Raw genomic sequence first — 11,933 nt, 5'->3', positions numbered from 1 at the left:
CGAACTACAGTATCGCAGCTGATAGCAAAAACACACGTCGCTCGGCATAGATGCGCGTAAGCCGGCTATCGCCGGCATGCGCGCACTAGCTGCAAACATCAAACATCAATATTCCGAGCCACCAACGCATTCGACTCAATAAAATTCCTACGCGGCTCAACCTCATCCCCCATCAGCGTAGTAAAGATCTGATCCGCCGCAATAGCATCCTCAATCTGCACCTTCAGCAGTCGGCGCTGGGTAACGTCCAAAGTAGTCTCAAACAACTGCTCAGGATTCATCTCCCCCAGCCCCTTATAGCGCTGACGAGACACCCCACGCTCGGCCTCAGACAACAACCACTGCATGGCAGCATGGAAGTCATTCACCGTCTGGTCGCGCATCTTCTCGCCCTCGCCACGGCGCACCTTGGTGCCTTCCGCGATCAGGCCCTGGAAGGTCTTGGCGGCCAGCGACAGCGCGGCGTAATCCGCGCCGTGGACAAAGTCTGCATCCAGGTGAGACAGGCGCACATTGCCATGATGCCGGCGGGCGATCATCAGGCGGTGCTTGTCCGTCTTCTCGTCAAACTGTGCATAGACATCTGCCGTGCCGTCGTCGTTCACGGCGGCGCCTAGCAGGGTCTTGGCGTGCATTTCCGACAGCTTGGCCTTGAGCGCGGTGGCTGAGGCTTCGGCGGCGGCGGCGCTGTCCAGGTCCAGCTCGATGCCGTCGGCAATGGCGCGCAGGGCGTCGCTGTCCACGATGCGGGCCAGGCGGCCGATCACGGCTTCGGCCAGTTGGTATTGGCGGGCCAGCTCAGTCAGGGCGTCGCCGGCGACTTCGCTGCCGTCGGGGTTGACCAGGGCGGCCTTTTCCATGGCCAGGCGCAGCAGGTAGGCGTTGAGCTCGTTGTCGTCCTTGATATAGCGCTCTTCCTTGCCGTGCTTGATCTTGTACAGCGGCGGTTGGGCGATATACACGTGGCCGCGCTCGATGATGTCGGGCATCTGGCGGTAGAAGAACGTGAGCAGCAGCGTGCGGATGTGGGAGCCGTCCACGTCCGCGTCGGTCATGATGATGATGCGGTGGTAGCGCAGCTTGTCGAGGTTGTAGTCGTCCTTGCCGATGCCGGTGCCGAGCGCCGTAATCAGCGTGAGCACTTCCTGGCTGGAGAGCATCTTGTCGAAGCGGGCGCGTTCCACGTTCAGGATCTTGCCCTTGAGCGGCAGGATGGCCTGGAACTTACGGTCGCGGCCTTGCTTGGCGGAGCCGCCTGCGGAGTCACCCTCCACCAGGAAGAGTTCGGACTGGGCGGGGTCTTTTTCCTGGCAGTCGGCGAGCTTGCCGGGCAGGCCCATGCCGTCGAGCACGCCTTTGCGGCGGGTCATTTCGCGGGCCTTGCGGGCGGCTTCGCGGGCGCGGGCGGCGTCGACGATCTTGCCGCAGATGATCTTGGCGTCTACCGGGGTTTCCAGCAGGAAGTCGCCGAGGGCCTTGGCGACGAGTTCTTCCACGGGCAGGCGCACTTCGGAGGAGACGAGCTTGTCCTTGGTCTGCGAGCTGAACTTGGGCTCGGGCACCTTGACGGAGAGCACGCAGGCGAGGCCTTCGCGCATGTCGTCGCCGGTGGTTTCTACCTTGGCCTTTTTGGCGATCTCGTTTTCTTCGATGTACTTGTTCATCACGCGCGTCATGGCGGCGCGCAACCCGGTCAAGTGGGTGCCGCCGTCACGTTGCGGGATGTTGTTGGTGAAGCAGAGTACTTGTTCGTTGTAGCCGTCGTTCCACTGCATGGACACTTCTACGGCGATACCGTCTTTTTCGGTGTTGGCGTAGAAGATGTTGGGGTGCAGGGTGCTCTTGCCGCGGTTGATGTATTCAACGAAGCCTTTGACGCCGCCGGAGAAGGCGAAGTCTTCTTCCTTGCCGGTGCGCTGGTCGGCCAGGCGGATGTGCACGCCGTTGTTCAGGAACGAGAGCTCGCGGATGCGCTTGGCGAGTATCTCGTAGTGGAACTCGACGTTGGTGAAGATTTCTTCGTCGGCGAGGAAGTGGACTTCGGTGCCGCGCTTGTCGGTGGGGCCGATCACCTTCATCGGCGAGACTTCCACGGGCACGCCGTCGGGGCCGGGCACGGTTTCCACGACGCGGTTCTGCACGGCGCCTTGGGCGAACTCGAGCAGGTGGGCCTGGCCGTCGCGGCGCACGGTCAGGCGCAGCCACTTGGAGAGGGCGTTGACGCAGGACACGCCCACGCCGTGCAGGCCGCCGGAGACCTTGTAGCTGTTCTGGTTGAACTTGCCGCCGGCGTGCAGCTCGGTCATGGCGATTTCTGCCGCGCTGCGCTTGGGTTCGTGCTTGTCGTCGAACTTGACGAGCGGGGGAATGCCGCGGCCGTTGTCGGTGATGGAGATCGAGTTGTCGCTGTGGATGGTGACGGTGATTTCCGTGCACCAGCCGGCCAGGGCTTCGTCGATGGAGTTGTCCAGCACTTCAAATACGAGGTGGTGCAGGCCGGTGCCGTCGGACGTGTCGCCGATGTACATGCCCGGACGCTTGCGCACCGCCTCCAGGCCTTCCAGGATCTGGATCGAGCCTGCGCCGTAGCTGTCTTGCTGTTGCGGTTGCGATTGCGGTTGTTGCTCTTCGGTCATGTTCTCTTACTCACGGCGAATGCGGCGATCTCTCGTCACGCCCGGATGGGCGCGCCCGGATCGGGCCGCATAGCGGGTTACATAAAAACGGCAAAAGGGGCGGATCTCGACGATCCGGCCCCTGGTGCGGCGGGTCTTGCGCGGGGCCCCTGGGGCTGCTGCGCAAGCCGTGGTGTGCCGTTAGATGCTCCGGTTTTGCGTATCTTGTGGTCCTTGTTACCGGCTCATCAAATGCGCATCGGCATGACGACGTACTTGAAGTTGTCGTCTTCCGGCACGGTGATCAGCGCGCTCGAATTGGAGTCGCCGAGGCTGACCTGGACTTGCTCGCTCTTGAGGTTGGCGAGCACGTCCAGCAAATAGGTGACGTTGAACCCGATGTCGAGCGCGTCGCCCGAGTAATCGAGTTCGAGTTCTTCCTGCGCTTCTTCTTGATCGGCGTTGGTGGAGCTGATCTTGAGTACGTGCGTATCCAGGATGCAGCGCACGCCCTTGAACTTGTCGGTGGTCAGGATGGCGGTGCGTTGCAGGGCTTGTTGCAGCTTGACGCGGTCGATGGCGAAGGCGTTCTTGTAGCCCTTGGGGATCACGCGCTGGAAGTCCGGGAACTTGCCTTCGACCAGCTTGGAGATCAGCTCGATATTGGCGAAGGTGAACTTGACCTGGTTGGCGGCCAGTTGCACTTGCACGGGATCGTCGTTGTCTTCGAGCAGGCGTTGCAGCTCGAGGATGGTCTTGCGCGGGATGATCACTTCCTGGCGCGACGGGGCGCCTTCGCCACTGGTGGCTTCGGTGTCCAGTTCCACGCCGCAGTAGGCCAGGCGGTGGCCGTCGGTGGCGACTGCCATGACCTTCTTGCCGTCCACCACCAGCAGCATGCCATTGAGGTAGTAGCGGATGTCTTGCTGGGCCATGGCGAAGTGAACCATGGCGAGCAGGTGCTTGAAGGTCTTTTGCGGCAGGCTGACGGACGCGCCGAACTCGCTGGCTTCGGCTACCGTGGGGAATTCTTCGGCGGCCAGGGTCTGCAGCGCGAAGCGGCTCTTGCCGGACTGCACGGTCATGCGCTTGTCGTTGAGCGACAGGGCGACTTCGCCGTCGGGCATGGCGCGCAGGATGTCGAGCAGCTTGCGGGCGGCCACGGTGGTGGCCACGGTGTCGCTGCCTACGCCGCATTCGGCGTGCGTGGTGATCTGGATCTCGATGTCGGTCGAGAGGAAGGATACGTTGGACCCGGACTTGCGAATCAGCAGGTTGGCCAGGATCGGGAGTGTGTGGCGGCGCTCCACGATGCCGCTCACGATTTGCAGCGGACGCAGCAGATTGTCTCGCGAGGTTTTGACCAATTGCATTGAATTTATCCTTCGTCGTTTGTAGTAAGCGACCGCGGGTGTGCACTGACTGGCACTAACTTGCTGCGCAGTTTCCGGAACTGCTTCCAAAACGCTTTGGAATCAACAAGTTAATTCGCCATTGTACCAAGGATAAGCCGCTGCGGTGAAGCGGGAGAAGCGCGATCGGAGGATGAAATTGTGCGCAAAGCGACACAAATTCAGACTTCTTCGGTGGCTGGCGACTGTTGTCGCTGGCCGCCCCCTCCGCCCGCTCGTCCCGACTCACCGCAAAGCCTTAGCCCAGGCCGTTTTCATGGCAATGTTCCGCAATGCCCCGGTGTTGCTTTCCGATTGATTCATGCGCCGGATCCTGCCCGGCGCGTACCCTACAGTATGCCAGCCCCGCGTGACGGGGCTGGCAAATGCTGCTTCATTGCTGCTTCACTACTGTTTCACTACGATTTGACGCTCGAGGTCAGCCCTTGAGCGTCTGTTCCAGCACGTGCAGCTCATGGTTGAGCTGCGCGTCCTTGCTGCGCTCATCGGCGATCTTGCGCACCGCGTGCAGCACGGTGGTGTGATCGCGCCCGCCGAACAGCTCGCCGATTTCCGGCAGGCTTTTCTGCGTGAGTTCCTTGGCCAGGTACATGGCAATCTGGCGGGGCCGCGCGATATTGGCGGGCCGCTTCTTGCTGTACATGTCCGCGACCTTGATGTTGTAGAAATCCGCGCAGGTTTTCTGGATGTTCTCGACAGAGATCTGGCGGTTCTGCACCGTCAGCAGGTCCTTCAGTGCTTCACGGGTGACATCGATGGTGATGTCCTTGCCGTGGAAGTTGGAGAAGGCCAGGATCTTGCGCAGCGCGCCTTCCAGCTCGCGCACGTTGGATCGCAAATGCTTGGCGACGAAGAAGGCGACTTCCTCGGGCACGCTCACATTCTCGGCGGCGGCTTTCTTCATCAGGATGGCGACGCGCATCTCCAGCTCGGGCGGCTCGATGGCAACCGTGAGGCCGGAGTCGAAGCGCGAGATCAGGCGATCGTCGATGCCGCTGATTTCCTTGGGGTAGGTATCGCTAGTGATGATCACCTGCGCCCGGTTGGCGATCAGGGCTTCGAAGGCGTAGAAGAACTCTTCCTGCGTGCGGTTCTTGCCGGAGAAGAATTGAATATCGTCGATCAGCAGCAGGTCGAGCGAGTGGTAGTAGCGCTTGAACTCGTCGAACGCCTTGCGCTGGTAGGCCTTGACCACGTCGGAGACATATTGCTCGGCGTGGATGTAGCGGATGCGGGCGCGCGGGTTCTCCAGCAACATGAAGTTGCCGATAGCGTGGATCAAGTGGGTCTTGCCCAGACCTACGCCGCCATACAGATAGAGCGGGTTGTAGGATTTACCCGGGTTGTTGGCCACCTGGATGGCGGCGGCGCGCGCGAGCTGGTTGGCCTTACCGGTGACGAAGTTGTCGAAGGTAAGGATGTGGTTCAGGCGCGAGCGCTCGTGCACCGAGTCGTTCTGCTGCTGGCCGCCATGCTGGTTGCCGGGGTGGCCTTGGTGGCTTTGCTGGCCCGGATGACCTTGATTGCCCTGATGGCCTGGATGGCCGCCCTGGTTACCGGGGTGGCCGCCCTGCATGGGCTGCTGCGACGGCTGCACGCGGTAGGAGCGGGCGCTGGCCTCGGCCGGGTCCAGCTGCGGCACGTCGATATCGACGATCTCGCCACCCATGCCGCCCATGTTGCTTTGGTTGGCGTTGCCGGGATAGTTGCCGCCATTGCTGCCGTTGCTGCCATTACCCTGGTTGCCGGGGTAGGGCGCTTGCCCGCCGCGTTGGCCGCCTTGGTTCATGGGGCCGTAGCCCTGGCCGCCCTGGCCCGGCTGCATGCCGGGCTGGCCGAAGTTTTGCGACAGCGGCTGGCCGGACGGATAGCCGGGGCCGGCGTGCTGTGGCGCCATGCCGGGCTGGCCCGGCTGGCCGGCCTGCTGCGGGTAGCCGGCGGCAGCCCGGCCCGAGGCGGCGGGGTCCAGGACAAAGTGAACGCTGACGTTGGCTTCCCAGTATTCGCAGGCGAGCGCGGTGATGCGGCCGGAAAACTGGCTTTTTACCCAATCGAGCTTGAAGCGGTTGGGCGCGGCGATCCGCAGCGCGTGCGCGTCCTCGTCGAAGGCGACAGGCGCCAACGGCTTGATCCAGGTCTTGAACTGTTGCGGCGTCAGTTCGCGCTCGAGTTGCGCGGCTGCTGCCTGCCAGAAATCTTGCATTGTTTTGTTGTTCGGTGTTCGCCACGGTGCATGGACAGCCCGGCCGAATGGACGACAGGCAAGGATCGGTGAGGCATCCCTGCCGTGAGTTCATGCAACCAGAACGCGATCGCTAAGCGATCCGCAAATGACCCCGCAGCCCGGGCCCCATGGTGATCGACGCGACAAGCGGGAGCCGCTGACGAGCGAGGCGACGAAATCGTCGCTTGCCCGTTGCGCGTCCGTTGTCCGGCATGCCAGGGTGTTGCCCGGGTTGCGCTTGCGCCACGCAGCCCGTGTGGTGTTTGGACCCGGATTGTACCCCCCGCCCCAAGTTATCCACAAAGGATAAGTCTGTGGATAAGTTGTGAAAAAGCAGTGGATTGTTGTGCACAACCCTAGTTCTGGCGCGGGTTTCCGGGTAGCCAAAACACGGGAAAACCTAGTCGAAACAGTGACTTCGCTCACCTTGGCCAACCCCGGGTGGCACCCCCGAAGAAAAAAAACTTACCCACTGGCGATTGTGGACAATGAAATACAACGGCCTGTTGCGTGTTTTTGAGGCAGGGGTGCCTCACAAGGCTCTAATCCATCTGTAGTCTTGACACGTCGCGCGAAACTCAGTTAAATGGCGGGTTCTGCGATGCCGCAGGGGATCACGTATGCGCATCGCCGGGTCTGACCTGTTCCGTGCAAGACTGGTGCGAATCCTTGGTGTTTGACTAAGCTGAGACGCGCCGGAAACAGCTGGATTGGCCGGAACAGGCAGCGGGCCGGGCAGGCTGATGGGGTTGGAACGGATGGGTTGGTTTTACGCTTCCGCTCCGGCAAGATTCCCTCCCACAACTGCTTCGCGCGGCGTCGATGTCCGATTCGTCGGTGCCATCGATTCGCGAGATACACGGCCGGCAGCAAGATCACCATAGCAGTCGGCAACACCGCAAACCGCGGCAGCCCCATGCGAACCATACGCGGCGGCGCCCGGCTTAACGCCGGAAGCCGGGCGAGCCCAGATCAACCAGAGAGTGCAACATGAAACGTACATACCAACCTTCCGTTACCCGCCGCAAGCGTACCCATGGTTTCCGCGTGCGCATGAAGACCCGCGGCGGCCGTGCCGTCATCAACGCGCGTCGCGCCAAGGGCCGCAAGCGCCTGGCAGTCTAAGGGCCTGGCGACCGGCCACGGCGGTGCAGCAGCTTGCGCCGCCTTGGCCACTCGCCTCGCCTTTTGGACGGCCGGTAGCCAGCAGCCAAGCACAGCTTTTCCGCTCGCTTTGCCTAGCGTGACTACCTTTGCCTACCCTAAAGCCGCGAGGCTCACAAAAACGGATGAGTTTTCATCCGTTTTTGCATTGCGTCCGCGCCGACGCAGCCAGCATTTCGTGCTGTACGTGGGCGAGAACGGCCTGCCGCAAGCCCGCCTGGGCGTGGTGGTTGGCAAGAAGTTCGCAGCGCGTGCCGCCGAGCGCAACCTGGTCAAGCGCATGGTGCGGGAACTGTTCCGCCAGCGGCAGGACAAACTCGCGGGCCGCGATGTGTTGCTGCGCCTGCAAGCCAAGTTTCCGCGCGCGGAGTTTGCCAGCCGCACCGCCATACGCCGGGTGTGCCTGGCCGAGCTGACCGGCTTGTTCGAGGTAGCGGTGAAGCCGCTTGCCCCGCGCCCTGCTGCCCCTTCCGGGGTGTCGCCGCCAACGTCCGCCGAGGCTGCGCCCACGGAAGTCCCGCCCTCGGGCGCTCCTGCCTGACCGGCCCGCTGCCATGAAGCGAATCCTGCTTGCCCTGCTGCGCATCTACAAGATCGCCCTGAGCCCGTTTTTTGGCTCGCAGTGCCGCTTCCTGCCCACCTGTTCCGATTACGCCCGCGAAGCGATCCTGTGCCATGGCGCAGGGCGCGGCAGCTGGCTGGCCGCATGCCGGCTATGCCGTTGCCATCCGTTCACGGATGGCGGGTATGATCCGGTGCCACCGGCATCGGCAACAAAGCAAGACCGGGCTCGCCCCGCGACTGGCCATCCAGTCACGATCCGGCTACCCCGCCCCTGATTTCCCCCGACCACAGCGAGACATGGATATCAAACGCACCATACTCTGGGTCATCTTCTCGATGGCCCTCGTGCTGCTCTACGACAACTGGCAGCGCGCCAACGGTCACCAGTCGATGTTCTTCCCGAGCGCGACGCAGCAGGCTCCGGCAACCGCAGGCGGCGCTTCGGCCCCGCAAGGCGATGTGCCCAAGGCCAATGCAACGGCCGGCACCGCCGCAGGCGCTCCGGCGTCCGTGCCGGTAGCCGCGGCCCAGCCCAGCGGCGAGAAGATCGTGGTCAGCACCGACGTGATGCGTGCCCAGATCGATACCGCCGGCGGTATCCTGACGCGCCTGGAACTGCTGAACCACAAGGAGCATGACGGCAAGCCGGTCGTGCTGTTCGAGCGTGACCAGACCCGCACCTATATGGCCCGTTCCGGCCTGATCGGTGGCGACCTGCCCAACCACACCACGGTGTTTACCGCTTCGGCGGGCCCGCGCGACCTGGCTGGCTCGGACAAGGTGTCGTTGACGCTGACGGCGGAGAAGGACGGGGTCAAGCTGGACAAGACCTATACCTTCCACAAGGGCAGCTACGTTGTCGACACGAAATTTGCCGTGACCAACGACAGCGGCAAGCCGATCTCGCCGACGCTGTACATGGAACTGACGCGCGACGGCAGCAAGGTCGAGCAGTCGCAGTTCTATAGCACCTTCACCGGCCCGGCCATCTACACCGACGCCGACAAGTACCACAAGATCACCTTCGACGACATCGGCAAGGGCAAGGCTTCGGTACCCGCGGCCGGTACCAGCGGCTGGGTGGCGATGGTGCAGCATTACTTTGCCTCGGCGTGGATTCCGCAATCGGGCAAGGAGCACAGCTTCTACGTCGAGAAGATCGACAACAACCTGTTCCGCGTGGGCGTGCAGCAGCCGCTGGGCGCCATCGCCCCGGGCGCCACGGTGAGCACCGATGCGCGCCTGTTCGCCGGCCCGCAGGAAGAGCGCATGCTCGAGAAGATCACCCCGGGCCTGGAACTGGTGAAGGACTACGGATGGCTGACCATCCTGGCCAAGCCGCTGTTCTGGCTGCTGGAAAAGATCCACGGCTTCCTGGGCAACTGGGGCTGGTCGATCATCGGCCTGACCGTGCTGATCAAGCTGGTGTTCTTCCCGCTGTCCGCGGCTAGCTACAAGTCCATGGGCAAGATGAAGGACCTGCAGCCCCGCATGACCGCGATGCGCGAGCGCCACAAGGGCGATCCGCAGAAGATGAACCAGGAGATGATGGCGCTGTACCGCACCGAGAAGGTCAACCCGCTGGGCGGCTGCCTGCCCATCGTGATCCAGATCCCGGTGTTCATTGCGCTGTACTGGGTGCTGCTGTCTTCGGTGGAAATGCGCGGTGCGCCTTGGCTGGGCTGGATCCATGACCTGTCGGTGCCGGATCCGTTCTACATCCTGCCGGTGCTGATGGCCGTGTCGATGTTCGTGCAGACCAAGCTGAACCCGACCCCGCCGGACCCCGTGCAGGCCAAGGTCATGATGATCATGCCGCTGGTGTTCTCGTTCATGTTCTTCTTCTTCCCGGCTGGCCTGGTCATGTACTGGGTCACCAACAACGTCTTGTCGATCGCGCAGCAATGGCAGATCAACCGGATGCTTGGCAAGAACAAGGCGAAGACCGCCGCGGTGGCCAAGGGCTGAAGTTGAAGTTGGGCCAGCGGGTGGCAAACCCGCGCCGGCCCGGCACGTGCACCAAAGAGGTCGCTCAAAGCGTCAATGGCGGCCTCACTGAAATCCCCCGCAAGTTTCGGCTTGCGGGGGATTTTGCTTTTCCGGAGCGTGCTTCGCCAGGTGACGTTGCCGTGGCAGCAAGACGCCATGCAGAAAGTTTGCCAAATTTTGCCAAACTCGCTAGCATGAAACCATGAGCACAATGAATATCTCTCTGCCTGACACGCTCAAGGCCTTTGTCGATGAGCAAGTCAACCAGCGCGGCTACGGCACCAGCAGCGAGTACGTGCGCGAGCTGATCCGCAAGGATCAGGATCGCCAGCACCTTCGCGGCCTGCTTTTGGCGGGTGCCGGTTCGGCGCCGACTACGCCGGTGGATAGCGACTACTTCGACGCCCTGCGAGCGCGGGTGCGCAACGCTCGGGGATGAGGGCCAAGCCTGTCATCCCGAGAGCGCTTGCCAGGCGTGATGTCGAGGAAACGGTCAGCTACTATCTGAACGAAGACGCTGAGCAGGCAGCACTTGGATTCATTGACGCGCTGGAGCAGGCCTACGTGCGCATTGGCAAGTATCCAGCCTCCGGCTCACCCCGCTACGCACACGAGCTTGATCTTCCGGGCCTACGCACCTGGCCTCTGGCGCGCTACCCGCACATCGTGTTCTACGTTGAGCGCGACGACCACATTGATGTCTGGCGCGTCCTGCATGGCATGCGAGACATCCCCGCCTGGCTGCGTGACAGCGACGAGGTTCCTCGTTAACGCTTGCACAGGCGCGGCTCGGCGCAAGCGACCATCGGACCGTCTCGCCAATCCAGCCGATTGCCCGCCGTCTCCCGCACCATCGCCAGTCCCGCCAGCGGCAGCCTTGGCACCGTTGCGGCGTAGCTGGCCATGAAGTGCAGCACGACGTGGCTGGCGCAGGCGCCCCCGTATCACTCAGGCGCGTGGCACACCGCTTCGATATTGTGGCCGTCCGGGTCCAGCACAAAGGCGCCGTAATAATTCGGGTGATAGTGCGGGCGCAAACCCGGCGCGCCGTTGTCCCGGCCGCCGGCCGCCAGCGCGGCCTTGTAGTAGGCATCCACCTGTGAGCGCGAGTCCGCGCGAAAGGCGATATGCAGCGGTGGCTGGTTGGGCGTGCCGTTGCTGATCCAGAACTCGGGCTTCTCGGGCGGGCCGAAGCCGGCCACGTCGGTGTGGCCGGTCACACTGGCGGGCAACTCCATGTTCTTGATGAAGCCGAGCGCGGCCAGCGCCGCGGTGTAAAAGGCCCGGCTCTTCGCGAAATCGCTGACGACAACGCCTGTGTGGTCGATCATCTTGCAGTGTCTCCTTGGGTGTTTTTTGTAGTCCGGCGTTGGCTCAGTATTTGCTCAGTATTGGCTCAGGCCAGGTCGAGCACGCTCATGGTGGCGTTGAAGCGGCTGACCAGCACCGCCTCGCCGTGCACGCTGGCGAAGACATCGGCCTCCACCACGATGATGGTGCGGCCGGATTTCAATACGTCGGCGCGGCAGGTCAGGCGATCGCTGCGGGCGGCGCGCAGCAGGTTGATCTTGAATTCGGCGGTGACCACATGGCGCCCGGCGTCGAGCATGGTGCTGGCGGCCGCGCCGGCGGTGTGGTCGGCGATGGTGGCTTGCACGCCGGCATGCACGATGCCGCCGTGCTGCAGGTGGCGGGGCGTGACCAGCAGTTCGCTCTCGCACCAGCCCGGCCCGCAATCCACCAGCCGGATGCCGACGTCCGCGACAAAGGCAGCCTGGCGAAAGCCGGCCTCGATGGTGTCGCGCAGCAAAAGCCGTTCTTGTTCGGTGGACATGGCGCTGCTCCTCGCACTGGTGGTGATCGGGTACGGCCTTGTGATGGCTGGCCGGCTGGCGTTGCCAGCACGCATTGCAACCCGAAGCGCGCAGGCTGTCAATGGAGTGCGGCGCAACCGGCACAATCGCC

The 11,933-nt window shown here is 62.9% G+C and carries 11 protein-coding genes; 6 read left to right on the top strand and 5 right to left on the bottom strand.

Annotation, left to right across the window (positions count from 1 at the left end; all coding sequences use genetic code 11):
• Window positions 1-98: 98 nt before the first annotated feature.
• The 3 genes from gyrB to dnaA all read right to left on the bottom strand — a co-directional run bounded on the left by gyrB (window position 99) and on the right by dnaA (window position 6,230).
• Window positions 99-2,636 carry a DNA topoisomerase (ATP-hydrolyzing) subunit B gene (gene gyrB, locus AC1Q7Q_RS30465; RefSeq protein WP_492373220.1) on the bottom strand — a complete coding sequence of 846 codons (2,538 nt, stop codon included), beginning with the start codon at window positions 2,634-2,636 and terminating at the stop codon, window positions 99-101.
• Between the two features lie 227 nt (window positions 2,637-2,863).
• Window positions 2,864-3,988 (bottom strand): DNA polymerase III subunit beta, encoded by a 1,125-nt coding sequence (gene dnaN / locus AC1Q7Q_RS30460; protein WP_174424425.1) that lies wholly within the window; start codon window positions 3,986-3,988, stop codon window positions 2,864-2,866.
• Window positions 3,989-4,445: 457 nt separating this feature from the next.
• The gene (gene dnaA, locus AC1Q7Q_RS30455) at window positions 4,446-6,230 is read right to left on the bottom strand and encodes a chromosomal replication initiator protein DnaA (protein WP_492373221.1); all 1,785 of its coding nucleotides are present in this window, start codon (window positions 6,228-6,230) and stop codon (window positions 4,446-4,448) included.
• A gap of 1,011 nt (window positions 6,231-7,241) precedes the next feature.
• Here dnaA and rpmH point away from each other — a divergent pair.
• The 6 genes from rpmH (at window position 7,242) to AC1Q7Q_RS30425 (ending at window position 10,739) form a co-directional block, all read left to right on the top strand.
• Window positions 7,242-7,376: a 50S ribosomal protein L34 gene (gene rpmH, locus AC1Q7Q_RS30450; RefSeq protein WP_006578231.1), complete on the top strand. Its 135-nt coding sequence runs from the start codon at window positions 7,242-7,244 to the stop codon at window positions 7,374-7,376.
• Window positions 7,377-7,494: 118 nt separating this feature from the next.
• Entirely contained in the window at window positions 7,495-7,956 is a 462-nt protein-coding gene (rnpA, locus tag AC1Q7Q_RS30445; protein WP_492373222.1) for a ribonuclease P protein component, read from the top strand.
• A gap of 13 nt (window positions 7,957-7,969) precedes the next feature.
• The gene (yidD, locus tag AC1Q7Q_RS30440; protein ID WP_082054956.1) at window positions 7,970-8,254 is read left to right on the top strand and encodes a membrane protein insertion efficiency factor YidD; all 285 of its coding nucleotides are present in this window, start codon (window positions 7,970-7,972) and stop codon (window positions 8,252-8,254) included.
• 22 nt (window positions 8,255-8,276) lie between these two features.
• Window positions 8,277-9,947: a membrane protein insertase YidC gene (gene yidC / locus AC1Q7Q_RS30435; RefSeq protein ID WP_492373223.1), complete on the top strand. Its 1,671-nt coding sequence runs from the start codon at window positions 8,277-8,279 to the stop codon at window positions 9,945-9,947.
• Window positions 9,948-10,170: 223 nt separating this feature from the next.
• Window positions 10,171-10,407: a type II toxin-antitoxin system ParD family antitoxin gene (locus AC1Q7Q_RS30430; RefSeq protein ID WP_492373224.1), complete on the top strand. Its 237-nt coding sequence runs from the start codon at window positions 10,171-10,173 to the stop codon at window positions 10,405-10,407.
• On the top strand, window positions 10,404-10,739 hold the full coding sequence (locus AC1Q7Q_RS30425; protein WP_492373225.1) for a type II toxin-antitoxin system RelE/ParE family toxin: 336 nt from the start codon (window positions 10,404-10,406) through the stop codon (window positions 10,737-10,739). Before AC1Q7Q_RS30430 ends, AC1Q7Q_RS30425 begins: the two co-directional genes overlap by 4 nt.
• Window positions 10,740-10,912: 173 nt before the next feature.
• Here the strand turns inward: AC1Q7Q_RS30425 and AC1Q7Q_RS30420 are convergent, their stop codons facing one another.
• Complete coding sequence (locus tag AC1Q7Q_RS30420; RefSeq protein WP_043351066.1) at window positions 10,913-11,299, bottom strand: VOC family protein; 387 nt, start codon at window positions 11,297-11,299, stop codon at window positions 10,913-10,915.
• 65 nt (window positions 11,300-11,364) lie between these two features.
• The gene (locus AC1Q7Q_RS30415; RefSeq protein WP_441639335.1) at window positions 11,365-11,802 is read right to left on the bottom strand and encodes a PaaI family thioesterase; all 438 of its coding nucleotides are present in this window, start codon (window positions 11,800-11,802) and stop codon (window positions 11,365-11,367) included.
• Window positions 11,803-11,933 lie beyond the last annotated feature (131 nt).

It is taken from the genome of Cupriavidus sp. GW823-FHT07A04 (assembly GCF_058794615.1).
The sequence above is the reverse complement of the archived record's forward strand: the minus strand, read 5'-3'. Positions and strand labels throughout refer to the sequence as shown.

Coding starts and splice junctions, on each gene's coding strand:
- dnaN (WP_174424425.1), bottom strand. CDS start 3,988: ATGCAATTGGTCAAAACCTCGCGAGACAATCTGCTGCGTCCGCTGCAA.
- rpmH (WP_006578231.1), top strand. CDS start 7,242: ATGAAACGTACATACCAACCTTCCGTTACCCGCCGCAAGCGTACCCAT.
- AC1Q7Q_RS30425 (WP_492373225.1), top strand. CDS start 10,404: ATGAGGGCCAAGCCTGTCATCCCGAGAGCGCTTGCCAGGCGTGATGTC.
- yidC (WP_492373223.1), top strand. CDS start 8,277: ATGGATATCAAACGCACCATACTCTGGGTCATCTTCTCGATGGCCCTC.
- gyrB (WP_492373220.1), bottom strand. CDS start 2,636: ATGACCGAAGAGCAACAACCGCAATCGCAACCGCAACAGCAAGACAGC.
- AC1Q7Q_RS30430 (WP_492373224.1), top strand. CDS start 10,171: ATGAGCACAATGAATATCTCTCTGCCTGACACGCTCAAGGCCTTTGTC.
- AC1Q7Q_RS30415 (WP_441639335.1), bottom strand. CDS start 11,802: ATGTCCACCGAACAAGAACGGCTTTTGCTGCGCGACACCATCGAGGCC.
- AC1Q7Q_RS30420 (WP_043351066.1), bottom strand. CDS start 11,299: ATGATCGACCACACAGGCGTTGTCGTCAGCGATTTCGCGAAGAGCCGG.
- dnaA (WP_492373221.1), bottom strand. CDS start 6,230: ATGCAAGATTTCTGGCAGGCAGCAGCCGCGCAACTCGAGCGCGAACTG.
- yidD (WP_082054956.1), top strand. CDS start 7,970: ATGAAGCGAATCCTGCTTGCCCTGCTGCGCATCTACAAGATCGCCCTG.